Source organism: Microbacterium sp. ZW T2_14, assembly GCF_044987405.1.
Taxonomy (GTDB): Bacteria; Actinomycetota; Actinomycetes; order Actinomycetales; family Microbacteriaceae; genus Microbacterium.
The window spans coordinates 76,257-98,348 of record NZ_JBJDRK010000010.1 but is presented as its reverse complement, the minus strand read 5'-3'; the positions used below and the strand labels follow the sequence as shown (position 1 = coordinate 98,348).

At 71.2% G+C, this 22,092-nt stretch carries 21 protein-coding genes; 11 read left to right on the top strand and 10 right to left on the bottom strand.

The window, feature by feature from the left end; translation table 11 throughout:
• Positions 1-114 precede the first annotated feature (114 nt).
• The 4 genes from ACI3KY_RS05685 (at position 115) to ACI3KY_RS05670 (ending at position 3,681) form a co-directional block, all read left to right on the top strand.
• Positions 115-675, top strand: coding sequence for a cysteine hydrolase family protein (locus tag ACI3KY_RS05685; RefSeq protein ID WP_404929231.1), 561 nt, complete (start codon positions 115-117; stop codon positions 673-675).
• 126 nt (positions 676-801) lie between these two features.
• Positions 802-2,232: an NAD(P)/FAD-dependent oxidoreductase gene (locus tag ACI3KY_RS05680; RefSeq protein WP_404929230.1), complete on the top strand. Its 1,431-nt coding sequence runs from the start codon at positions 802-804 to the stop codon at positions 2,230-2,232.
• Positions 2,232-2,561, top strand: a complete 330-nt coding sequence (locus ACI3KY_RS05675) for a cupin domain-containing protein (RefSeq protein WP_404929234.1) — start codon at positions 2,232-2,234, stop codon at positions 2,559-2,561. Before ACI3KY_RS05680 ends, ACI3KY_RS05675 begins: the two co-directional genes overlap by 1 nt.
• Before the next feature lie 76 nt (positions 2,562-2,637).
• Positions 2,638-3,681, top strand: a complete 1,044-nt coding sequence (locus ACI3KY_RS05670; RefSeq protein WP_404929229.1) for a zinc-dependent alcohol dehydrogenase family protein — start codon at positions 2,638-2,640, stop codon at positions 3,679-3,681.
• An 18-nt stretch (positions 3,682-3,699) separates the two neighbouring features.
• Here the strand turns inward: ACI3KY_RS05670 and ACI3KY_RS05665 are convergent, their stop codons facing one another.
• A complete protein-coding gene (locus ACI3KY_RS05665) occupies positions 3,700-5,283 on the bottom strand; it encodes a PucR family transcriptional regulator (RefSeq protein ID WP_404929228.1) in 1,584 nt (527 codons plus the stop codon).
• Between the two features lie 167 nt (positions 5,284-5,450).
• On the opposite strand from ACI3KY_RS05665, the gene ACI3KY_RS05660 reads away from it, so the two are divergent.
• The 4 genes from ACI3KY_RS05660 to ACI3KY_RS05645 all read left to right on the top strand — a co-directional run bounded on the left by ACI3KY_RS05660 (position 5,451) and on the right by ACI3KY_RS05645 (position 9,710).
• Positions 5,451-7,019 carry a CoA-acylating methylmalonate-semialdehyde dehydrogenase gene (locus ACI3KY_RS05660; protein ID WP_404929227.1) on the top strand — a complete coding sequence of 523 codons (1,569 nt, stop codon included), beginning with the start codon at positions 5,451-5,453 and terminating at the stop codon, positions 7,017-7,019.
• Between the two features lie 124 nt (positions 7,020-7,143).
• The gene (locus tag ACI3KY_RS05655; protein ID WP_404929226.1) at positions 7,144-8,550 is read left to right on the top strand and encodes an aspartate aminotransferase family protein; all 1,407 of its coding nucleotides are present in this window, start codon (positions 7,144-7,146) and stop codon (positions 8,548-8,550) included.
• A gap of 139 nt (positions 8,551-8,689) precedes the next feature.
• Positions 8,690-9,097: a transferase gene (locus ACI3KY_RS05650; RefSeq protein WP_194414587.1), complete on the top strand. Its 408-nt coding sequence runs from the start codon at positions 8,690-8,692 to the stop codon at positions 9,095-9,097.
• A gap of 43 nt (positions 9,098-9,140) precedes the next feature.
• Entirely contained in the window at positions 9,141-9,710 is a 570-nt protein-coding gene (locus ACI3KY_RS05645) for a thermonuclease family protein (protein ID WP_404929225.1), read from the top strand.
• Between the two features lie 4 nt (positions 9,711-9,714).
• Here the strand turns inward: ACI3KY_RS05645 and ACI3KY_RS05640 are convergent, their stop codons facing one another.
• The gene (locus ACI3KY_RS05640; RefSeq protein ID WP_404929224.1) at positions 9,715-10,113 is read right to left on the bottom strand and encodes a DUF1304 domain-containing protein; all 399 of its coding nucleotides are present in this window, start codon (positions 10,111-10,113) and stop codon (positions 9,715-9,717) included.
• Between the two features lie 36 nt (positions 10,114-10,149).
• On the opposite strand from ACI3KY_RS05640, the gene ACI3KY_RS05635 reads away from it, so the two are divergent.
• Positions 10,150-10,902 carry a LysR substrate-binding domain-containing protein gene (locus tag ACI3KY_RS05635; RefSeq protein WP_404929223.1) on the top strand — a complete coding sequence of 251 codons (753 nt, stop codon included), beginning with the start codon at positions 10,150-10,152 and terminating at the stop codon, positions 10,900-10,902.
• A 202-nt stretch (positions 10,903-11,104) separates the two neighbouring features.
• Here ACI3KY_RS05635 and ACI3KY_RS05630 read toward each other — a convergent pair whose 3' ends face one another.
• From ACI3KY_RS05630 to ACI3KY_RS05615, 4 genes are all read right to left on the bottom strand, one after another.
• The gene (locus tag ACI3KY_RS05630; RefSeq protein WP_404929222.1) at positions 11,105-13,591 is read right to left on the bottom strand and encodes a CHAT domain-containing protein; all 2,487 of its coding nucleotides are present in this window, start codon (positions 13,589-13,591) and stop codon (positions 11,105-11,107) included.
• A gap of 103 nt (positions 13,592-13,694) precedes the next feature.
• A complete protein-coding gene (locus tag ACI3KY_RS05625; RefSeq protein ID WP_404929221.1) occupies positions 13,695-15,332 on the bottom strand; it encodes a S8 family peptidase in 1,638 nt (545 codons plus the stop codon).
• Positions 15,333-15,404: 72 nt separating this feature from the next.
• A complete protein-coding gene (locus ACI3KY_RS05620) occupies positions 15,405-15,872 on the bottom strand; it encodes a hypothetical protein (protein WP_404929220.1) in 468 nt (155 codons plus the stop codon).
• Positions 15,862-16,539, bottom strand: a complete 678-nt coding sequence (locus ACI3KY_RS05615; protein ID WP_404929219.1) for an RNA polymerase sigma factor — start codon at positions 16,537-16,539, stop codon at positions 15,862-15,864. The genes ACI3KY_RS05620 and ACI3KY_RS05615 overlap by 11 nt, the downstream gene beginning before the upstream one ends.
• 124 nt (positions 16,540-16,663) lie before the next feature.
• Between ACI3KY_RS05615 and ACI3KY_RS05610 the strand changes: the two genes are divergently transcribed.
• A complete protein-coding gene (locus ACI3KY_RS05610) occupies positions 16,664-17,407 on the top strand; it encodes a glutamine amidotransferase-related protein (RefSeq protein WP_404929218.1) in 744 nt (247 codons plus the stop codon).
• 1 nt (position 17,408) lies between these two features.
• Here ACI3KY_RS05610 and ACI3KY_RS05605 read toward each other — a convergent pair whose 3' ends face one another.
• The 4 genes from ACI3KY_RS05605 to ACI3KY_RS05590 all read right to left on the bottom strand — a co-directional run bounded on the left by ACI3KY_RS05605 (position 17,409) and on the right by ACI3KY_RS05590 (position 21,306).
• Complete coding sequence (locus ACI3KY_RS05605) at positions 17,409-18,209, bottom strand: TspO/MBR family protein (protein ID WP_404929217.1); 801 nt, start codon at positions 18,207-18,209, stop codon at positions 17,409-17,411.
• A gap of 104 nt (positions 18,210-18,313) precedes the next feature.
• Complete coding sequence (locus tag ACI3KY_RS05600; protein ID WP_404929216.1) at positions 18,314-18,799, bottom strand: glutaminase; 486 nt, start codon at positions 18,797-18,799, stop codon at positions 18,314-18,316.
• Positions 18,796-19,995, bottom strand: coding sequence for a cation:proton antiporter (locus ACI3KY_RS05595; RefSeq protein ID WP_404929215.1), 1,200 nt, complete (start codon positions 19,993-19,995; stop codon positions 18,796-18,798). Before ACI3KY_RS05595 ends, ACI3KY_RS05600 begins: the two co-directional genes overlap by 4 nt.
• Before the next feature lie 135 nt (positions 19,996-20,130).
• Positions 20,131-21,306 carry a hypothetical protein gene (locus ACI3KY_RS05590; protein ID WP_404929214.1) on the bottom strand — a complete coding sequence of 392 codons (1,176 nt, stop codon included), beginning with the start codon at positions 21,304-21,306 and terminating at the stop codon, positions 20,131-20,133.
• A gap of 82 nt (positions 21,307-21,388) precedes the next feature.
• Here ACI3KY_RS05590 and ACI3KY_RS05585 point away from each other — a divergent pair, with 82 nt between their 5' ends.
• Positions 21,389-22,024, top strand: coding sequence for a TetR/AcrR family transcriptional regulator (locus tag ACI3KY_RS05585; protein WP_404929213.1), 636 nt, complete (start codon positions 21,389-21,391; stop codon positions 22,022-22,024).
• Positions 22,025-22,092: the final 68 nt, after the last annotated feature.

The following is a 22,092-nucleotide window of genomic DNA, read 5'->3' as shown; positions in this document are numbered from 1 at the left end:
CTCCCCTCCCCCCTCCCCCCCCCGTTCGTCCGTCGTATATGTACGCAGAACCCCGGGATTCGCGTACATATACGACGGACGAACAAGTGGGGGGAGCGGTCATAGGCTGATGCCGTGACCCGACTCCTGCTCCTCATCGACATCCAGCGCGACTACTTTCCCGGAGGAAGGCATCCGCTCGTCGACACGGATGCGGCCGCCGATGCCGCCGCGCGACTCCTCGCCGCCTTCCGGGCGGCGGGTGAGCGGGTCGTGCACGTGCAGCACGTGTCGAGCGGTCCGGATGCCGCGTTCTTCGCCGCCGGCACCCCCGGCGTCGAATTCGATCCGCGTGTGGCGCCGGACGGCTCCGAGGACGTCATCGTCAAGCACGAGCCGAACGCCTTCCTCGGCACGGGACTCGAGGCTCTGCTGCGCGCCGCGGCACCGGACGAGATCGTCGTCGCCGGGATGATGTCGAGCATGTGCGTCGACGCGACCGTGCGCGCGGCATCCGATCTGGGGTTCCGCCTGGCCGTCGCGCAGGACGCGTGCGCTGCGCCCGACCTCGCCTACGACGGCCGGACCGTGCCCGGCGCGCAGGTGCATCTGGCGTTCATGGCGGCGCTGAACGGCACGTACGCCCGCGTGGCCGACGTCGACGCGCTCGCCGCCGCGCTGGTTCCCGCCCGCTGACCCGATCGGCGCCGGCGTACGACAACCTGTCCGGCCGACGGACAACTTGCGACACGCGAGGCCCGCGCCGCTGCCGCCGACGGGCGAGGATGGGAGCACCACACACCCGCATCGGAGTTGATAACCGTGGGCACGACCGTCTTCGAACGACAGCGGCCGGCAGCATCCGTCGTCCAGCACTCCCTCGCCGGCACACAGCACGCGGTCTTCTGGCGTGACGACCTTCCCGAGAGCCTGCGGCCCGACCGGCCCTCGCTCGTCGGCACGCATCGCGCCGACCTGGTCGTCGTCGGCGGCGGCTACACCGGCCTGTGGACCGCGCTGCTCGCCACCGAACGCGACCCGGGCGCGAAGGTCGTGATCGTCGAGGCGCAACGCGTCGGCTGGGCGGCCTCGGGTCGCAACGGCGGCTTCTGCGAGGCGAGCCTCACGCACGGCCACGAGAACGGCGTGGCCCGCTGGCCCGACGAGATGCCGCTCCTCGACCGGCTGGGCCGCGAGAACCTCGACGCGATCGAAGCCTCCGAGGCCCGCTACGGCATGGACTTCCAGTTCGAGCGCACCGGCCAGCTGGCGCCGGCCGTGGAACCCCACCAGGTCGAATGGCTGAAGGAATGGGCGGCCGAGGGCGAGGAGGGCGTCGTCTATCTCGATCAGGCGGAGGCCCAGGCATCCGTCCACTCCCCCACGTATCTCGCGGCGGTCTGGGAGAAGCACGCGTGCGGCATGGTGCACCCCGCACGCATGGCTGCCGAACTGGCTCGCGTGTGCGAGGAGCGCGGGATCGAGATCTTCGAGCGCTCGCACGTGACCGGGCTCGACACGACAGGCCCGGGCGTCGTGGTGGCGACCGCAGACGGCCGGGTGGAGGCATCCCGGGCCGCGCTCGGCACCAACGTGTTCCCCTCGCTCATCAAGCGCAACCGGCTGATGACCGTGCCCGTGTACGACTACGTGCTCATGACCGAGCCGCTCACCGACGCGCAGGTCGCGTCGATCGGCTGGCAGGACCGGCAGGGGATCGGCGACCTCGCGAACCAGTTCCACTACTACCGGATCACGAAGGACAACCGGATCCTCTTCGGCGGGTACGACGCCATCTACCACTACGGCCGGAAGGTCGACCCCGCGTACGAGCAGCGCCCCGAGACCTGGGCGAGGCTCGCGGGTCACTTCTTCACGACGTTCCCGCAGCTCGAGGGGCTGCGGTTCACGCACCAGTGGGCGGGGGCGATCGACACCTCGACGCAGTTCACGGCGTTCTTCGGCACCGCCCGCGAGCGCCGCGTCGCCTACGCCGCGGGCTTCACCGGGCTCGGCGTGGGATCGACGCGCTTCGCCGGCGAGGTCATGCTCGACCTCCTCGACGGTGTCTCGAATGAACGCACCGGGCTCGAGATGGTGCGCAAGCGCGCGCTCCCCTTCCCGCCCGAGCCCGCCGCCGCGATCGGCATCAACGCCACGCGCTGGTCGCTGGACCGCGCCGACCACAATCAGGGCAAGCGCAACCTGCTGTTGAAGACCCTCGACGCCGTGGGGCTGGGGTTCGACTCGTGATGGTCCCCGGTGTGGGAGTGGATGCCGCGACCGTCGCCGTCCCGCTGGAGCCGCTGCCCGTGGACCAGGTGCTGTCGGGCTCTCCCTCGGCGGGTTTCGTCGAGCTGACCGACACGATCGGCGTGTGGGAGCACACCCGCGGAACCTCGACCGACGTCGAGGCGGACGAGGTCTTCGTCGTGCTGTCCGGCTCTGCGACCCTGTCGTTCTCGGACTCCTCGCTGGCGCCCGTGGCGCTGTCCGCGGGCTCCGTGGTGCAGCTGACGGCAGGCATGCAGACGGTCTGGACGGTGCACGAGACGCTCCGCAAGGTCTACGTCGCCGGCTAGCGTCGGCCGCCGGCGGCAGAGGCATGGCGCCGTGGCATCCCGGATCCGCGGTCCGCACGGGTGCGACGATGGGGGCATGCGTGCAGTCGTCTACGACGCCTTCGGCGTCGCGCCCGAGGTCCGTGACGTCCAGACGCCCGCCGCTCCGGAGGGCGGCGTGGTCGTCGAGGTGCGCGCCACGGGGCTGTGCCGCAGCGACTGGCACGGCTGGGCGGGGCACGACGACGACATCTCGCTGCCGCATGTGCCGGGCCACGAGCTCGCGGGGGTCATCGCGGACGTGGGCGAGGGGGTCACGCGCTGGCGCGTGGGCGACCGCGTCACCGTGCCGTTCGTCTGCGGCTGCGGACGCTGCGAATGGTGCCGGCAGGGCGACGCGCAGGTGTGTCCCGACCAGACGCAGCCGGGTTTCACGCACGATGGCTCGTTCGCCGAATCCGTCGTGCTGCACGCCGCCGACGCGAACCTGGTGGCGATCCCCGACTCGGTGAGCTTCGAGGCCGCCGCCGCGCTCGGGTGCCGCTTCGCCACCGCGTACCGCGGTCTCGTCGGCCGCGCCCGGCTGGCGTCCGACGAGTGGGTGACGATCGTCGGCGCCGGCGGCGTCGGCCTCAGCGCCGTCATGATCGCGAAGGCGCTCGGCGCCCGTGTCATCGTGGTCGACCGCAGCCGGCCGGCGCTGGATGCGGCATCCCTTCTCGGCGCAGACCATGCGGTCCTCGCCGACGGCACCGACGTGCCCGCGCGCGTCCACGAGCTGAGCCGGGGCGGCACACACGTGTCGGTGGATGCTGTCGGCAGCGAGCAGACCTGCAGCGACGCGATCCTCAGCCTCCGCCGACGCGGACGTCACGTGCAGATCGGACTGCTTCCGCCGGTCGACGGGCATCCGCGCGTGCCGATGTCGCGCGTCATCGGGTGGGAGCTCGACCTGCTCGGCAGCCACGGCATGGCGGCGGCGGACTATCCCGGGATGCTGGAGCTCATCGCGTCCGGCACGCTCCACCCCGAGTCGCTCATCGAGCGCGTCGTCGGACTGTCGGAGGCGGCATCGCTGCTGCCCGCGCTGGACCGGGCCACCCCCGCCGGCATGACGATGATCGACCCGCGCCTGCCCTGAGTCGAGCCGCCGTCGTCGCTAGCGCCCCGCAGACCTCCGCACCAGCAGCGCGAGGTGCAACGCGGTCTGAGTCTCGCCGTCGTCGAGATCGGCACCCAGCAGCTCCTCGATGAGCGCGATGCGCTGGTAGAACACCGAGCGGGAGAGATGGGATGCCCCGGCCGCCGCCGTGCGATTGCCGGGGTGCGCGAGCATCGCCTCGAGGACGTCGAGCAGATCCCCGGAGCGCGACAGGTCGTGCGCGATGAGCGGCGCCAGCATGCGCTCGCCGTGCTCGAGCACCCGGTGGTCGTCGCGCAGCGCCGCGACCAACTGCACGAGCGGGCGGTTCTCGGCTCGGCGGAGATGGGGTCCGCGGCCGGTGCGGCGACGTCGGCCGCCTGCCAGGTCGACGGCCTCGTGCACCGAGGCGAGGGCCGCGTCGATGCCTTCGGCGCCGCGACCGACCGACACGGTGACCCGCTCGAGGTCGGCGGCGTCGACGAGTGCCCGCACGAACGCCACCACGGCGGCGTCGTCGAACACCGCATCCGGCGGGAGCGACACCAGCATCGTCGCCGCCGGCGGTGCGACGCCGGTCGGCGCCGAGCCGGCCAGGGCGCGTCCGCGCAGGGCGCGGGCCGCGGCATCCGCTCTTTCCACCGCGACAGGCGCACCCGACACCACGAGACCGTGCAGCTGGGCGCCGCGCAGCGGCAGCCCCGCCGCCTCCAGGCGCGCGGCCGCCCCGCCGACGCCCGCGAAGCGGCCCGCGAGCAGTCTGTCCACCAGGCGGCGGCGGCCGATGCGCACCCACTCGTCGGCGTCGCCGTCCGCGAGGCGCCCGACCGCGAGGGCGATGGCGCCCTGCTCGAGCACCGCCATGCGGCCGGCCGCGTGCTCCGGACCGGGCAGGGCGATGAGGTTGCCCCAGCGGATGCCGCGTGCCTCGACCGGGACGATGAGCCAGTCGTCGGCGCTGGCCACCGCGCCGCGCTCGCGTCGCTGCTCGGAACGTCGATGGGCGGAGCGAGATCGCAGCTCCCAGTCGGTGAAGAGCTCCTCCTCCATCGCGAGCGGCACCTCGGCCGCCACGACCTCATAGCCGAGGTTCTCGAGCAGGATCGGCGCACCGAGCGTCTGCGCGAGCTGGTACACGATGAAGTCGGCCGGCGAGCCGCGCAGCACGAGCGCGGTGAAGCGCTCGCGCACCTCGTCGCGCGCCCGCAGCGCGTCGGTCTGCCCCGTGATGATGCGGCTGTGCACCGCCTCGGTGACGGTGACGAACTTCACCTCGCGGTGCAGCACGATGAGGGCGAGGCCGCGCGCGGCGGCCGCCTCGACGACCACCGCCGGCACGTAGCGGTAGTGCGTGCCGAGTTCCAGCACCAGACCCGAGAGACCGGCGTCGGCGAGTTCGTCGATGAACCGCCGGAGGTCGGCGGGCTCGACCGGCCACGACGAGCCGGTGGACAGCAGGAGTTCCCCGCCGTCGAGCAGGCGGGCCACCCCCGCACTGTCCGACACATGCAGCCAGCGCACGCGCGCGTCGAGCGCGTCGTCGCCGACGAGCACTTCGGGCACACCGTGCGCGACCGCGTCGAGCGCGATCACCTCGCGCACGGTGGGCAGGGTCTCATCTGCGGCTCGATCAGCCGGACGATCCGTTTGGATCGTGCGATCTTCGCGACGGTCGGGCACCGTATTCGCCTCTTCTTCTCTGACAGGCTGGGACGCGCCAAGCCTAAGGGATCGCCACACGATCTGTCCGACGCCGAAAGGGGCCACCCATGAGCATTGCCGAGATCGCTGTCGCCACGGCGACCACGGAGGCCGATGCGAGAGTGATCCCGCACTGGATCGATGGCGCCGAGCGCGCGTCGACATCCGGCCGTACCGCCCCCGTGTACAACCCGGCGACCGGCGCCGTGTCGGCACAGGTCGCGCTGGCGGACAGGGCCGAGATCGACGCCGCGATCGCGTCGGCGGTGCGCGGATACGAGGTGTGGTCGCAGTTCTCCCTCGCCCGACGGCAGTCGGTGCTGTTCAGCTTCCGCGAGCTGCTGAACACCCGCAAGCGGGAGCTGGCCGAGATCATCACGGCCGAGCACGGCAAGGTCGTCTCCGACGCCATGGGCGAGATCCTGCGCGGCCAGGAGGTCGTCGAGCTGGCGACGGGGTTCCCCCATTTCCTCAAGGGCGCGTTCAGCGAAAACGCCTCGAGCGGCATCGACGTGTACTCGCTGAAGCAGCCGCTCGGCGTCGTCGGCATCATCAGCCCGTTCAACTTCCCCGCAATGGTGCCGATGTGGTTCTTCCCGATCGCCATCGCGGCCGGCAACGCCGTCGTGCTCAAGCCGAGCGAGAAGGACCCGTCGGCCGCGCTGTGGCTGGCGGCGCTCTGGAAGGAAGCCGGGCTGCCCGACGGCGTCTTCACGGTCCTGCAGGGCGACAAGCTCGCGGTCGACGGGCTTCTCGAGAGCCCGGACGTGCAGTCGATCTCGTTCGTCGGCTCGACGCCGATCGCCCAGTACATCTACGAGACCGCGTCGAAGCACGGCAAGCGGGTGCAGGCGCTGGGCGGCGCGAAGAACCACATGCTGGTGCTGCCGGATGCCGACCTCGACCTGGTCGCCGACCAGGCCGTCAACGCCGGCTACGGTGCGGCGGGCGAGCGCTGCATGGCGATCTCGGTGGTGCTGGCCGTCGAGCCGGTCGCCGACGACCTCATCGCGAAGATCCAGGAGCGGATCGCGAAGCTGCGCATCGGCAACGGCGCGGGTGTCCACGGCGTCGAGCCCGACATGGGCCCTTTGATCACCGACGTGCACCGCGACAAGGTCGCAAGCTACGTCGACATCGCCGAGGCGGACGGCGCGAAGATCGTCGTCGACGGCCGCGGCTTCACCGTCGACGGGCACGAGGACGGGTTCTTCTTCGGCCCCACCCTCATCGACGACATCCCCACCACCAGCCGTGCGTACCAGGAGGAGATCTTCGGACCGGTCCTCTCCGTCGTGCGCGTGCAGTCGTACGACGAGGGCCTCGAGCTGATCAACTCCGGCCAGTTCGGCAACGGCACCGCGATCTTCACCAACGACGGCGGAGCCGCCCGCCGCTTCCAGAACGAGGTGCAGGTCGGCATGATCGGCATCAACGTGCCCATCCCGGTTCCGGTCGCCTACCACTCCTTCGGCGGCTGGAAGCAGTCCCTCTTCGGCGACGCGAAAGCCTACGGGGTGCACGGGTTCGACTTCTTCACCCGCGAGAAGGCCATCACCAGCCGCTGGCTCGACCCCGCCACGCGCAGCCAGTCCGGCCACACCGGCATCAACCTCGGCTTCCCCCAGAACAACTGACGCGCATTCGGTCGTTGAGCGAGCGAAGCGAGACGAAACGCGCCGGACGTTGCTCGCGATCAGCACGCGTTTCGTCTCGCTCGTTCCTCGCTCGCTCAACGACCGCAACAGGAGAGGACTCCCCATGACCGACACGCTCGCCGCCGCCGTCCACACCGATCCGGCAGGTGACCCCCGGGCGCTCCCCGACCTCGAGGCCGACGCACGCGTGCGCGCGGACGACCGCGCGCACGTGTTCCACTCGTGGAGCGCGCAGGCGCTCATCGACCCGCTCCCCGTCGCCGCCGGCGAGGGTTCGACGTTCTGGGACTACAGCGGCAACGCCTACCTCGACTTCAGCTCGCAGCTGGTGAACCTGAACCTGGGCCACCAGCATCCGGATCTCGTCGAGGCCATCCAGCGGCAGGCGGGCCGACTCTCGACGATCCAGCCGTCGATGGCGAACGACGTGCGGGGAGAGCTCGCCCGACGCATCGCGGAGGTCGCGGGCGACGGCTTCGAGAAGGTGTTCTTCACGAACGGCGGCGCCGACGCGAACGAGAATGCCGTGCGCATGGCACGCCTGGTGACGGGTCGCCGCAAGGTTTTGTCGATGTACCGCAGCTACCACGGCAACACGACCACCGCGATCTCACTGACCGGCGACCCGCGGCGCTGGCCGAACGAACCGGGCGACGGGTCGACGGCGAAGTTCTTCGGCCCCTACCCCTACCGCTCGGCGTTCCACTCCTCGAGCCCTGAGGAAGAGACCCAGCGCGCGCTCGAGCACCTCGAGCAGACCATCGTGCTCGAGGGCGCCTCGACGATCGCCGCGATCCTCATCGAGACGATCGTCGGCACGAACGGCGTGCTGGTGCCGCCGCCCGGGTACCTCGCCGGCGTTCGCGAGCTGTGCGACCGCTTCGGCATCGTCTACATCGCCGACGAGGTGATGGTGGGCTTCGGGCGCGTGGGCGAGTGGTTCGCCTTCCAGGCGTTCGACGTGCGGCCCGACCTCATCACCTTCGCCAAGGGCGTCAACTCGGGCTACGTGCCGCTCGGCGGCGTCGTCATCTCCGACCGCATCGCGGCGCACTTCGACACCGTGTCGTTCCCCGGCGGGCTCACCTACTCCGGGCACCCGCTGGCGTGCGCAGCGGGCGTCGCGACGTTCGAGGTCTTCGAGCGCGACGGCATCCTCGAGCGCGTCCGCGACCTCGGTTCGCGCGTGGTCGAGCCGCGGCTGCGCGACATCGCCTCGCGGCATCCGTCCGTCGGCGACGTGCGCGGCATGGGGCTGTTCTGGGCGATCGAGCTCGTCAAGGACCGCGAGACCCGCGAGCAGCTGGTGCCGTTCAACGCGGGCGGTGCGGATGCCGCACCCATCGCCGCCGTCGCCGCGGCGTGCAAGCGCGAGGGCGTGTGGCCCTTCACGCATTTCAACCGCGTGCACGTCGCCCCGCCGCTCGTGATCACCGAGGATGAGCTGCAGCGCGGCCTCGACGTGATCGACCGTGCGCTGTCTGCCGCCGACGAGTTCGTCGCCGGCTGAGCCGCTGCGCCCCTCAGGCGTGAGGTCTCCGAGGGCCCGTGATCGCGGCATCCGAATCGATCCGATGCGCGGGAATATATGTGCCCTGCCCCCGGTTATTTCTGTACTCAGCACCATGTGCTGGCTCCAGGAGGGGACCGTGGGCAAGAACTACATCGACATCGAGAACGACCAGGGCGAGACGCTGCGCTACCGCAAGCATGTCAACGGCCGTGGTCTGATCGCGCACGGAGCGAAGGTGCACCCGAGCGCCGTCGTCGAAGCGGGATCGTATGTCGAACCGGGCGTGCAGATCGCCGCGGGCGCACATGTCGGCCGTGGTGTCTGGGTCGAGACGGACGCGGTGATCGGCCCCGACGCCGTCATCGAGCCCCACGCGCACATCGGCCCGCGTGCCGCGATCGGCCCGAAGGCGAAGATCGGCGTCCGCACCCAGGTGGGTCACGACGCTCGCGTCGCCGGTGGCTCGCTCATCGGCGATGACCAGACGATCGCCGACGGCGAGCGCGTCGCCACCGACCAGCGGGGCCTGCGCCTGGCGGCCTGAGGCGCGATCTCCGCAAGTCGCGGGCACCGCTTAGGCTCGCGACGTGTACAGGCGCGTCCTCATCGGAATCCTCGTGCTCGCCGTGGCGGGCGCGGCGATCTGGTGGTGGGCCGGGCACGACGGCGATTCGCCAGAGGTCGGCCCTGCGACGCCCGGCCCCGCGCCGACGAGTCCCGCCATCCCGACCGATGCGTTCGAGATGACGGTCGAGAGCGTGCACGACGGCGACACGCTGCGCGCCCGGGCGGTGACGCCGAACGCCGTCGTCACCGACGTCGCGTCGACGCGCGTCCGCCTGCTCGGAATCGACACCCCCGAGATCTCGCCCGAACCCGACTGCTGGGGCACGGAGGCGACGGCGAAGCTGACCGCTCTCGTCCCCGCGGGGTCGACGATCTGGGTGGCGCCCGATGCCGAGGTGCACGACCAGTACGGTCGAACGCTGCTCTACGTCTGGACGCCCGACGGCAGGTTCGTCAACGGGGAGCTCGTGGCGCAGGGTGATGCGCGCGTGGAGATGTACTCCCCCAACCGTAGCCAGGAGGCGCTTCTCCGCGCCCTCGAGTCGGCGGCGGTCGCCGCCGAAGCGGGCCGGTGGGGCGCGTGCGGTTGAGCCCTCAGGCGAAGAGGAACAGCACGAACCCGATGAGCGGCAGCGTCCCCTGGATGAGCGCGGGGCGCAGGTATTTCATGCCCGTGGTGAGCAGCACGAGCGCAGCCGCGACCATGGAGCCGAGGCTGAACAGCACGAGCGCGAGCCCCGCCGCGCGCACGGGCTCGGCATCCGCTCCCGCGTAGATCAGCACGAGACCGATCACCACGCCGATGGCGAGGAACAGGTTGTAGAAGCCCTGGTTGTACGCCATCGGCTTCGTCGTGTCAGCGGCCGCCTGGTCGGCGACGCCGAACCGTTTCCAGACCTTGGGCTGCGTCCACTGCACGCTCTCCATCACGAAGATGTACACGTGCAGCAGCGCCGCCAGCGCTGCGAAGACCGTTGCGAGGATAGCCACCATGAGCGAACCATAGCGCCCGGGCTTACGCTGAACGGTATGGCGAAGGGCGGGTCGCGCGCGGGCGGACGGGGACGGGATGCCGCAGGCAAGCGCCGTGGCGCCGCATCCGGCTCCGCGGCGAAGGCGAGACCCGCGAAGCTCCAGCGACCGCAACCGTCGCCCGGGCCGTCGCCGACGCCTCCCGCCGAGCCCATGCCGACGACGTTCCTCCTCGGCGCGATCCCCGGTGCGACCCCGGGCAAGTGGATCGACACCTGGAAGGAACGGATGCCGCGCACGAGCCTCGAGCTCGTGCCCCTGGCGTTCGCCGACCAGCGACAGGCTCTCGTCGACGGCGAGGTCGACGCCGCGCTGGTGCGACTGCCGATCGACAAGGACGGGCTTCACGTCATCCCGCTCTACGACGAGGTGCCGGTCGTCGTCTGCGCGAAGGAGTCCCACCTGACGGCTGCCGCAGAGCTCGATACCGCCGACCTCGTCGGAGAGGTGCTGATCGTTCCGCAGGACGATGTGCTCGGCATCCGTGCACCCGGCACCGAGAAGCCGCGCTTCGCTCCCCCGGCCGACACGGCTGAGGCGATCGCGACCGTCGCGGCAGGGGTGGGGATCGTCGTGGTGCCGATGTCGCTCGCGCGCCTTCACCAGCGCAAGGACGTCGAGTACCGGCCGCTTCTGGACGGCCCCGCCTCCACGGTGGCGCTGGCGTGGTCGGTGGACCGCACCACGCCCGCCGTCGATGCGTTCGTGGGCATCGTGCGCGGGCGCACCGCGAACTCCTCGCGCGCCTGAGTCCGACGGGCACACGGAGGAGGGGCGCCGCCCCAGTCCCCAGTGCGGCGCCCCTCATGGATCGGCGCGAAGACCCGCAGCCCGACCTGCGTTCCCCAGAATCGGCCTTCTGCTCTGCACCCGGCCCCCCGGTCGGCGTGCACGAGCCGTTCCGATGACCAGGAGTCCTCGCCGGCGACCCTGATACACGGCGGGAGAAATCTCAGAAGCCGGTGCCGTGCACCTGGAACGGAGCGACGATGCCGGTGCGCCGGGACGCCTGGGCCAGTGCGGTCGACGGTCCGACGCCCGCCGCCAGACCCTCGTGCATCGCTCCCAGAAGCTCGCAGGCCGCGTCGTCGGCGACCACGACGGGCGCCGCGACGACACTGCGCGATCCGGCGTGGAGCCAGACGCGGGTCATCCCGACGGCCTCCTCATGCCAGCGGATGGACGACCGCCCGACCTCGCAGGCCGAGAGCACGACCGTGTGCGGCACCTTCTCGATCAGATCGACGTCGTAGCCGAACAGGGTGCCGTCGTGGAGCTGCAGACCCGAGAACAGCGGGTGCTCAGCGGAATGGCGGCCATGGGCCGCGACGTGGAGGATGTCGACGCGTGAGGCGGTGCGGGTGAGCGCCACGACCGACGCGTCCTCGTCGTGCAGGACGATGGGATCGGGCCACGCCTCCGCGGCGCGCGCCACTTCCTCGCCGGCCCGCTCGACGCGCGGTCCGGCCGCGAAGGCGACCCGCCGTCCGGCGGGGTGCTCCCGCGTCGCCAGCCACTGGGACGCCGAGGTGGCGACGGTGAAGATCCTCCCCCGAAGGGCCGGCAACAGCGCCCACGGGATGCCGCCCAGGATGCCGGGGACGCTGAGCACCAGCTTCCGATCGCCGACGACCTCCGCCACCGGGTCGAGGAGCGCTGCCGACAGAGACGCCACACGGTCGTCGAGCGAGCGCTGGACGACGGCGGCCATGGGGCCGGCGCGGACGGCGGCGCTGACGTCCGCTTCGGCCCGCAGCGCGGCGACGCTCCGCGCCACCTCCGGCCACGCCTCGATCGGCACCACGCTGGCACGATCCCGCCGCGCCGCAACGGCCACCAGCCCGGTGCGATCGAATACGTAGGAGACCGATGCCGTCTCGTCGTCCAAGCCCGCCTGCAGCTCTTCGAGCGAGGCGCGAGGGCGTCTCCCCGCCGCACCCAACGCGGCCCATTGGCGCTGACGAACCTGCTCGCCCACCTCACGGGCACGCTCCGAGGCCAGCCAGTCGGGGCCGCCCTCCACGCGCAGCGCCCGCAGTTCCGAGAGATCCGCCGCCAGCTCGGGATCCGGCGGCGGACGAAGCGGCACGACCTCCTGATTCAGGAAACGGGCGCGCTCGGACCACTCGAACACCACGTCCGGCCGCATCGAACGAACGGCGGACTGGAGTCCCGCATAGATCAGCCCCTCCCCGTACATGGCGAGGGACGTCGCGAGATCGAGGCTTCCGAACGATGCCTGCCAGTCGCTGAGCGCCTCCAGTCCGGCGGCGGCCCGAGCACGCACCAGGTCCTCGCGCCCCCGACCCAGCGCGCGTGCCGCCTGCACCTGGCGGGTGAGAAGGGTGAGCTGGATCGGCGCGCTCGCGTGGACGCGCACGCGGCCGTTCGCCCCGTCGTCGATTCCCATCCGCGCCCGCCACAGCTGAGCAGTCAGCTCGACGGCTTCGGCCTCGGCCTCCAACCCGTACCCTCGCAACGCCTCGGCCACTTCTTCGGACGCGCCGACATCGACGCGCCGCGCCGGGACGCCGGTGCGATCACCGGTGCTGTATCTCCCATCGGGGATCGAGGCCAGCAGCGCTGCACGCACTCCGATGGCGTCGGCACGAAGCGCCCACCACTCCGCGTGCACCCGACGGAATCGCCGTGCGGCGCCCCGTGCGACGAGTTCCGCGCGGGCCGGAGCATGGGTGAGCAGCGCACGAGCGAGATGGAACTCCGCCTCTGCGCGCGCCTGCGGCATACGGTGCGCACCGAACGTCTGGGCGACGCGCGTGAGACTGGCCTCCGCCTCCACCACCAGCCCGGCGTCGCGGAGGACCTCCGCGCGGTCGAGGTCGCAGATCGCGGCGTTCACCGCGGAGGCCGCGGTGAGGGCGTCACGGGCCGTGGCCATCGTCGAGAGCGCAGCGACCAGGTCGCCCTCCAGGAGTGCGGCATAGCCGGCGTTGTGCACCGCCATGGCGCGCTCGACGTCGTTCCCCGTGGCCGCATAGTCGGGGGCGGCGCGTTCGAGGTCGGCGCGCGCCGCGCCGAAGCGGCCCGCTCGCATGTGCGCCAGGCTGCGGTTGAGCAGCATCGGCGCACGATGCTCGGCCTCGTCGCCGATTCCTTCGATCGCCTGGTCCAGCCAGACGATCGCGGCATCGAGATCCCCGCGCTCCAGCGCGAGCAGACCGAGCTGGCCGTGAAGCATCGCGGACGTGTGCGGTGAGAGCCCTGGATAGGCGAGCGCCTCGCGGCACAGCCGCTCGGCCGCGCCGGGGTCGCCCTGGCGGATGACCACGGCGGCCGTGGAACCGGCGATGCGGGCGAGCAGATCCGGATCGTCGGTGCGGGCGGCAGCGAGCGCGAACTCCCGTCGGGCCGCGGCGTTGCGTCCCGCGTTCAGGTGTGCGCGGCCGCGACGGTACAGCTCAGCCGCGGTGAGGGTCATCCACACAGCATGGCGCGTTGCGCGCTCGCCTGTCGACGCCTCACCGCGGGCGCGGTTCCGCTCGGAGTAGTGCCCCGCGCCGACCCGTCGCAGAGTCGCCGGTTCAGCGCAGTCTCGAGCGGTCCTCCTTCGCCGAGTCGGCTACGACGCCGTCGCACACCTTCACCGTCGCCTTGATATGCGATGTCGCCATGATGGGCTTCTTCTTCGGGTCCGGCTTGGGCCGCTTCCCTGCCAGTTTCGCGGCGATCCGTCCGGCGACGACCGGTGCCGCGAACGACGTTCCGCTCCACACCGCGAACCCCGACTGGAAGTCGTCGAGGTCGAGGGTCTCGCGCTGCCGGTCGTACTCGTCGCTGCGCAGGTCGGCCTGGACGCCGCCCTGGAAGCTGGTCGGGATCGTGGAGAGCACCGAGACCCCCCGCACGTAGGTCTGCACCCACGTACCGATGTTGGAGAACAGTGCGACGGATCGGCCCGAGGGATTCAGCGCGCCGACCGTGACGAGCGGGGCGATGTCGCCCTCCGGCGCGATCCCGCAGTCATCGCCGACCCAGTGATGCAACGACGCGGGCGATGCCGGCCGGTCTGTGGCGTCGTTTCCGGCCGAGCACACGATGACGCATCCGCGCTCACGCAGCTGCGTGAGCAGCTCGAACAGCTCGCTGTCGATGGATTCACGCTTCGGAGACTCGTGATAGTAGCTGAACGACAGGTTCACGACATCGAGCCGGAAGCCGTCGTCCATGAGCGCGACCAGGCGTCCGAGAGCGCCGAGCAGGTCGTTCTCCAGGATGACGCCCTGGGAATCGGCCACTCGCACCGGCAGGATCCGCGCCTCGGGACACGCCTGCAGCACGAGGCCGGCGATGAACGTGCCATGGCCGGCCGCGCTGTCGACCACACCATCGAGCGGGCTGTCGAGCGACGTGAACGCCTCAGGATCCGTCGTGCCGTCGATGATCCCGATCTCGCCGCCGTAGACCGCGGCCGGATTGATCCGCGCCTCCTTCAGCCAGGGGTGCTCGCCACATCCGGTGTCGAGGATCGCGACCACCGGCCGTTCGGCCTCAGCGAGCGTGGGCTGGGGCAGATCAGGGCCGACATAGGCGACCGGCTGGCGGCCCCCCAGGCCGGGAAACGCATAACCCCCCATTCCCGCGGGGTTGCCCGTGAACGGATTGCCGGTGAACGGGTTCCCGGTGAAGGGATTGCCCGTGAACGGATTGCCGGTGAACGGATTGCCCGTGAACGGGTTCGAGCCGAGCGCGTCCGTGGTCAGGATGTGGTTGAGGCCGAGGCCGGTGATGCCCTTGCGGCGCGCCTCCACGAGCAGCCGCCAGGCGTCGGGCGGTGTCTCCGGCTTGCCCGAGGGTGCCGCTTGAGCCAGGGCGATCCGCACCCGGCGGGTGGTCGCTTTGCCGCGCCGGCGCCCGGACGCGGCCGAGCGCGCCAGGCCTTTGCCTGCTCCACGCGGGGGAACGGGATCCTCCAGGTCTTCGGGCGTGAGGACCCAGCCCAGTCCGGCGGCGACGGAATCGAGCGTCGGTGGCGCGGCCACGCCGCGCTGGGTGGTCTGCGCCTGCGCTGTGATCAGCAGCACGTCGGCTTCATACAGCGTGGGCGAGGCCTCGCCCGGCGCGACGAGCCCCGGGTCGAGGAGAGCGCCGCGCACGTGGCGGGCTTCACGCTCGCGCCATCCGAGGCGCGGCGGGCGGGCATTGAGATTCGGGTTGGCCATCGTTCCCTCTCGCGAAAGGCTCTGTACTCAGCGGTCGAGACGGATGCCTCGGCCGAGGCATCCGTCATCTCGTCAGACTTCGAACTGCGGGGTCTGGAAGTCGCACAGGGCGCCGTCGGCGTCCCGCACGACCAGGCGAAGTCGCGCCACCCCAGGCGTGACCTCGTCGAAGGCGAAGCGTCCGTGCTCGCCCGGTTCGGCCGACCACTCGCGGTCGGCCTGCACCAGCCGGATGGCCAGAGCCGCGGCATCCACCCATCCGTCGACGCGTCTGCCGCCGTCCTCCGTGGCGGTGACGTGCAGGAGCACGCTGGTCGTGCCGTCGCTGAACTGGAGCGTCGCGGTGTCGGTCTCGCCGCGGACGGCGGCCAGCGTGCCCTCGACCAGCGTCAGCAGGGCGTACTCGCGCGACAGGTCTTCGACGGCGACCGCGGCGACCATGCGGTCGACCAGTCCGGCGGGCACCGGATCGACGTCCTCCCACATCCGGCGCATTCGTGCGAAGAGCGCGGCGTCTGCCGCGAAGTCCTCAGTGTCCATCGTCGTCACCTCTCCATCCGTCGCCCTCGAGGACGGCGCGAAGTTTCGCGAGGCAGCGCTGGCGGGTCGGTCCGATCGATCCGATGGGCATCGCAAGATCCTCTGCGATGCGGGCATAGTCGGGGCGGTCCTCGAACGCGACGATCCGCAGCAGACGCTGGCATCGATCGTTGAGCGTGGCGACCGCTGTCCAGAGGCGACGGGTCTCGTCGTCCTGCGCGGCGGTCTGCTCGGCGGATTCGTGGACAGGCAGGTGGGGTTCGAGCGTCTCGGCCTCGGTGGCATCGGCGCGCCGATGCTGCTTGCCGACGCGCCACGCCTCACGGCGCGCGCACATCGTGAGCCATCCCGACACCGCGAGCGGGTCGTTGATGGTCTCGTGACGGCGTACGAGCGTCAGCCAGGTCGTCTGCACGACGTCCTGTGCCAGCGCGGGGTCGACTCCGTACGCCCGCACGACGTGCCACAGCGGCGGCGTCATCAGGCGGACGAGCTCGTCCATCGCACGGCTGTCACCTTCACGCCACCGCACGAAGAGTGCGGCGGCGCGTTCCCATCGCGCCGGCTGCGCAGAGTCGACGCGCCCCGTCGCCTCACCGCGCGCCGCTGCTGCGTCACGCGGATCGTCTGGCTGCGGGGCCCCAGCCTCGGCGCCGGCCTGCGTCATAGCGCCCATTCTGTCCACACCATGCCCGAGCGCGATAGTGCGGGTTTGATACACGATTCCCGGATGAAGACAGCGGATGTCGCCTCTTTCGCTCGCTCTGCGACCGGAGACCTAGAATTCCTGCATGACGACCGCGCCGCTGCTCTATGTCTGCGTGCGCCCGCAGGTGGGCGCGGCCGCCGCCGAATACGAGTCGTTCCGGGCGGCGATGCGCCTCGACGAGAGCCGGCTCGCGCGTCATGACCTGGTGCGCGAAGCGCTGCCCGACGACGCCTTCGAGCGCTACGCCGGCTTCCTCATCGGCGGCAGCCCGTTCAACGTCACCGACCCGGAGTCGACGAAGACCGACGCGCAGCGCCGCCTCGAGGGCGACCTCGCGCGAATCGCCGAGCACACCGCATCGGGCATGGGACCCGCCGCGCTCTTCACCTGTTACGGCATCGGCGTCGCCACGCGCACGCTGGGCGGCATCGTGAGCCGGGCCTTCCCCGAGGACACCGGCCCGGTCACCGTCGAGCTCGGCGATGCCGCCCGCACCGACCCGGTGTTCGGGGGTCTCGCCAGCCGCTTCACCGCGCTCACGGCCCACAAGGAGGGCACGGAGGAGCTGCCCCATGGCGCGGTTCTGCTGGCATCGAACGACGGATGCCCCGTCCAGGCGTACCGGGTGGGCGACAGGCTCTACGCCACGCAGTTCCACCCTGAGCCGACCGCCAAGGCGTTCACGGAGCGCATGGCGGTGTACCGCGACGACGGCTACTTCGAGTCCGCACACTACGACGCCATCGCGGGGCGCGTGCTCGCGGCATCCGTCACGGAGCCTGCCCGACTGCTGCGCGCGTTCGCCGACCGATTCTCGTCGGTCTGACTCACGCCTCGGCGTTACGGAGGGCGGTCACCTCGCGCAGAACGGTGCCGATGACCCCTGCGGCGAGGATCAGGCCGGCGACGATGAGCGCCGTCACGCCGATCGCGGAACTGGACGGCTCGCCGGTGAGCCGGGCGACTGCGAGCCAGCTCAGCCCCCACGCCAGAGCGAGCGCGGGCGCCAATCGCCAGTGGCTGGCCGCTTCGATGCCGAGCCCCACCACCCCGACGACGATGAGCACGATGACGCCCCAGAGGTCGGCGGCATCCCCCCACTCGGGGGGCGCGATCGACGTCAGCCACGCCGTGATGTTCGCGACGGTGGCCAGCGTCACCCAGCCCAGGTGCAGGCCCGTGACGCCGTCGACGAGCAGTCTGTCGACCCAGCCGTCCGGCGGCTCGATGACCGTGCGGTGGAAGGTGACCCCGAGCACCGCCAGCAGCACGATGATGGCGAGCACGGTCAGCGCGAGCGAACCGAACTGCGCGATCACGAGCCACAGGCCGTTCAGCACCATCGTGCCCGCGATGAGCCAGCCGAGCGCGCGCTGCCGCTCGCTCGCCCGCTGCCGCGGCAGCGCCTGCCAGATCGTGTACGCGAACAGACCGACGTAGATCACCGACCAGATCGAGAAGGCCGGGCTGGCGGGGGCGAGATACGAGCCGTCCTCGTCGAGCGCGCCGTTCTGCAGGTCCTGCACCGGCGTGCCGCCGAACAGGCCGGTGCCCACCATCGCGGCGATGATCATGAAGCAGAACGCGCTGATGACGACGATCTGACGTGTGAGATCCCGAGCGGCCATGCCCACACCGTACGGTGCGCCCGGGGAGCGGCTGAGCGTATTGACAGGCCGCGCCCCGGCGGGTAGCGGCACGCTGCGCACCGCCTCGGCTCACGGGCCTCGCCCTACGCGCCTCGCGGGGGATCGAGCAGCAGTGCCGCCCGGTCGGCGAGGTATGTCTCCAGTGGCATCAGGCCGCCGGCGGTGCTCCAGCGCACGCTCGGAACCCCGCCGACCGCGGCGAGGGGTCCGGATTCGCCGCCGGCGTCGACGACGGCGGGCTGCAGCATCCGCCATCCCAGATGCACCGTCTCGCCTTCGGTGAAGCCGCCGCGGCGCGCCGCTGCGGCGAGCTCGGCGCGCTGCCGCTGAGACTCGGCGGTGTAGCCGCGACGGGCCTCCTGCCGCGCACGGACGATCTCACCCGTCGCCAGCACGGCGTCGTCCGTCAGCAGCAGCACGCCGAGGTGCCAGGCCTCCCCCCGACGTTCGACCCGCGGGGCCCGGGCCACACCGAGGACGCGCCGCGGCACCACGAGCTCGCCGAGCGCTTCCCGTGGCGCCTCCGCGAGGCGGGCGCGAGCGGCGTCGAAGAGCGCGGCGGTGCTCACGCCATGTCGTCCTGCAGAGCCGAGCCGGCCTTCACCTTGTCGCCGCGCAGTGCCATGCCGATGAGCGGGAACAGCAGCACCGAGAGCATGCCGGTGGCGATCAGCACCGCCTGGTGCGTGGTGGTGAGGATGCCCTCGTCCACGCCGATCGCCGTGACCGCGACGATGATCGGGAGGGCGGTGGCACCCAGCAGGGCGATGGACAGACGTTCGCGCCGGGTGGACCCGACGGGGGCGGCGAGCATCGACGGCAGTCCGCGCACGATGAGGAGGGCGACGAGGCCGACGGGAAGCAGCAGGAAGAGCTGGGGCTGTTCCAAGAGCGCCTGCAGATCGAACGTCACACCCGTGTAGATGAAGAAGACCGGCACCAGGAACCCGAAGGCGACGCCCTCGATCTTGCTCTCGACGGCTTCGCGGTCGGCCTCGGTGGCGTCGCGCATGACGAGACGCCAGACGATGCCGGCGGTGAAGGCGCCCAGCAGCATGTCGAGGTCGAGCACGATGCTGAGCGAGACGAGGGCCGCGAGGATCAGGAACACGACCCGGATCGCGAACTGCCCCGAGGTGTGCAGGGTCGAGCTCACGAAGGCGTGCATCGCTCCGCGCGGCATCTTGAAGGCGAGCCAGATCGCCAGGCCGGCCAGCAGCGCGAAGAGCGCCAGCACCACCGTCGACACGCCGGGCTCACGTCCACCCAGGAAGATCGAGATGGCGATGAGGGGTCCGAACTCCCCCACCGCGCCGATCGCGGCGACCGCCTGACCGAACGGCGTGGGCAGCTCGCCGGCGTCCCGCAGGATGGGCAGCAGGGTGCCCAGCGCAGTCGAGCAGAGCGCGACGCCGATGACGATCGCCGCCTCGCCCGGCGCCAGCAGGAACCCGGCGGCGATGCCCGCGGCGAGGCTGATCAGCCAGCCGAGCGACGCGCGCCGGCCCAGGCGTCCGCGGAACGAGCCGAACTGGATCTCGGTGCCCGCGACGAAGAAGAGCATCGCCAGCCCGTACTCCGAGAGCGCCTGGATGAATTCGGACGGTGCGGCCCAGCCGAGGAGGGCGGGACCGACGAGGATGCCGAGCAGCAGTTCGAAGACGACCACCGGGATGCGGATCCATCGCCCGAGCCCTCGTGTCAGCAGCGGCGCCAGGACCGCCAGCAGCGGTATCACCAGCAGTGTCGGCTCGAGGTCATCCACGCGAACAGACTAGCGATGGTGCGTCGCCGCGCCGCGCGGGGCGCCCATCTCGCGCGGGCACACGCGCAGCGGCGCCCTCCGCGTCGCCCGAACGGGCCCGTGATCCGGCGCCGGTCGCGCCGGATCACACGCCCGTCAGTGTGAGAGCTGCGCCGCGGGCTCGCGCTCGTCCGCAGCCTCGAGGTGCTCGGCGGGCTCGAGCTGGCGCTCCGGCGGGGTGAGCTCGGCGCGGGTGCGCTGGTGCCCGATGAGCGCGAGGATGACACCGCCCACGAGCCAGGCGCTGAGGATGATCCACTGCGCCGCGGTCGCGGCATCCGGGAAGTACATCACCGACCGCAGCAGCGTGGCCGACGCGCCCGGCACGAAGAACTGGCCGACCGCTCCCCACGGCTCCGGCAGGAACTGCGGAGGCAGCGCCGCACCGGCGATCGGGTTGGCGATGAACATCGTGATGATGGCGCCGACAGCGATACCGGGAGGACCGATCAGGGCCGCGAGGCCGATGATGAGCGCGGACGTGGCGCTCACGCCGAGGCCGATGACGGTGGCGTTCAGCAACCAGTCGCCCGTCAGCATCCCGAACCACGTCTGCATCACGAGGGTGATCAGCGCGCCGGCGGCGACCCCGAAGACCACGAGCCCGATGAGCCGCCGCACGACGCCCTGCACCAGCAGGGTCAGCAGGATGCCGCCGAGCATGCCACCCAGCACGAGCGGGAAGACGGATGCCGCGAGCCCGGCGCCCGTGCTGTCGCCCTCCGCCAGCGGCACGACGTCGGTCACGGTCACGGTGGGGATCTCCGGCGGGCCACCCGCAGCGCCCTCGGGCAGCTGGGGCATCTGACCGGACTTCAGCGCGCCGACGATCGCGGTGAGCTGGTCGGTGAGCGCCGTCTTGGCGGCGGTGTCGATCTGCGCCTGGAGCTGGGTCGCCACACCGCGGAGCGCCTGCGCGGCGACCGGGCTTGCGGCGGTCGCGATCAGCACCTCGGGCTCGTCGCCGAGCAGGATGGCGCCGTAGAGCTCACGGGATTCGATCTGCGACACGGCGTCGTCGCGCGAGCCGACCTCGCTGAGGTCGAAGGGTGCGGGGTCCTGTGCCGCGAGCTTGTCTTCGACCGCGCTGACGGCCTCGGCCGGTCCGGAGATGCCGACGGGCAGATTCTGCGGCTGCGCCGTGGCGGCCGGCCACACGAACGCCATCACGATGATGGCGACGATGACCGATCCGAGAAGCCCGAACGCCGCAGCGACGGGCCAGCGGGTGGGGCGGGCCGGGTTCGGCCGGGCCTCGCGATGAAGGGACATCGCGGCCTCCTTGAGAAGAGTGGCGGGGTAAAAAGAATGGCTGTTCTGTTTGTCACCATAACAGAATGGCTATTCTGTTTCCATGCCCAAGGTGACAGACGCCTATCGCGAAGCCCGCCGCGACGAGATCGGGCGGGCCGCGCTGCGGGTGCTCGAGCGCAACGGCGTGCGCGACACCTCGATCGCCGACATCGTCGAGGAGTCGGGTCTGTCGACGGGGGCGATCTACTCGCACTTCTCGAACAAGGTGGAACTCGCCCGCTACGTCGTGGGGCGCTTCCTGCTGCCGCGCCTGGACGCACTGGAGGCCGCCGGCGACCGCGACGAGATCGTCACACCCCGCCAGGCGCTGCGCGGCATGCTGTCGACGTTCAGCGAGTCCGGACTGTCGACCGCGCTGGTCCTGCAGTTCTGGGGCGAGGCGATGGTCGAGCCGGGCCTGCACGACGAGATGCTCCGCACCGCCGGACGCCTGCGAGCGGCCCTGACCCACGCGATCGGCCCGTGGGCGCGCACGCAGACAGGGTCGGTCGCGGTCCCGGCGTCGGATGCGTCGTTCGAAGCGTCAGCACACCCGGATCCGGCGGAAGCTCTCGCCGCAGAGACGGCGCGGTCGATCGTGTCCCTCGCGCAGGGATACATCGCGAACACCGCCGTCTTCGGTCCGCGCGACGTCGAGGAGTACCTCGCCGGGACGGGCGCCGTCCTCGCGAGCTGAGCCGACGGAAGAGTCCTGCGCGGCGAAACGCCGCCGTGGGTCCGAGGCGTTTCGTCTCGGTCGCCGGC

What these genes read in the sequence shown, in the direction of transcription:
- ACI3KY_RS05625 (WP_404929221.1), bottom strand. Translation starts at nt 15,332, where the DNA reads ATGGCCAACCCGAATCTCAATGCCCGCCCGCCGCGCCTCGGATGGCGC.
- ACI3KY_RS05585 (WP_404929213.1), top strand. Translation starts at nt 21,389, where the DNA reads ATGCCCAAGGTGACAGACGCCTATCGCGAAGCCCGCCGCGACGAGATC.
- ACI3KY_RS05590 (WP_404929214.1), bottom strand. Translation starts at nt 21,306, where the DNA reads ATGTCCCTTCATCGCGAGGCCCGGCCGAACCCGGCCCGCCCCACCCGC.
- ACI3KY_RS05640 (WP_404929224.1), bottom strand. Translation starts at nt 10,113, where the DNA reads ATGGTGGCTATCCTCGCAACGGTCTTCGCAGCGCTGGCGGCGCTGCTG.
- ACI3KY_RS05660 (WP_404929227.1), top strand. Translation starts at nt 5,451, where the DNA reads ATGAGCATTGCCGAGATCGCTGTCGCCACGGCGACCACGGAGGCCGAT.
- ACI3KY_RS05620 (WP_404929220.1), bottom strand. Translation starts at nt 15,872, where the DNA reads ATGGACACTGAGGACTTCGCGGCAGACGCCGCGCTCTTCGCACGAATG.
- ACI3KY_RS05610 (WP_404929218.1), top strand. Translation starts at nt 16,664, where the DNA reads ATGACGACCGCGCCGCTGCTCTATGTCTGCGTGCGCCCGCAGGTGGGC.
- ACI3KY_RS05635 (WP_404929223.1), top strand. Translation starts at nt 10,150, where the DNA reads ATGGCGAAGGGCGGGTCGCGCGCGGGCGGACGGGGACGGGATGCCGCA.
- ACI3KY_RS05605 (WP_404929217.1), bottom strand. Translation starts at nt 18,209, where the DNA reads ATGGCCGCTCGGGATCTCACACGTCAGATCGTCGTCATCAGCGCGTTC.
- ACI3KY_RS05615 (WP_404929219.1), bottom strand. Translation starts at nt 16,539, where the DNA reads ATGACGCAGGCCGGCGCCGAGGCTGGGGCCCCGCAGCCAGACGATCCG.
- ACI3KY_RS05675 (WP_404929234.1), top strand. Translation starts at nt 2,232, where the DNA reads ATGGTCCCCGGTGTGGGAGTGGATGCCGCGACCGTCGCCGTCCCGCTG.
- ACI3KY_RS05655 (WP_404929226.1), top strand. Translation starts at nt 7,144, where the DNA reads ATGACCGACACGCTCGCCGCCGCCGTCCACACCGATCCGGCAGGTGAC.
- ACI3KY_RS05630 (WP_404929222.1), bottom strand. Translation starts at nt 13,591, where the DNA reads ATGACCCTCACCGCGGCTGAGCTGTACCGTCGCGGCCGCGCACACCTG.
- ACI3KY_RS05670 (WP_404929229.1), top strand. Translation starts at nt 2,638, where the DNA reads ATGCGTGCAGTCGTCTACGACGCCTTCGGCGTCGCGCCCGAGGTCCGT.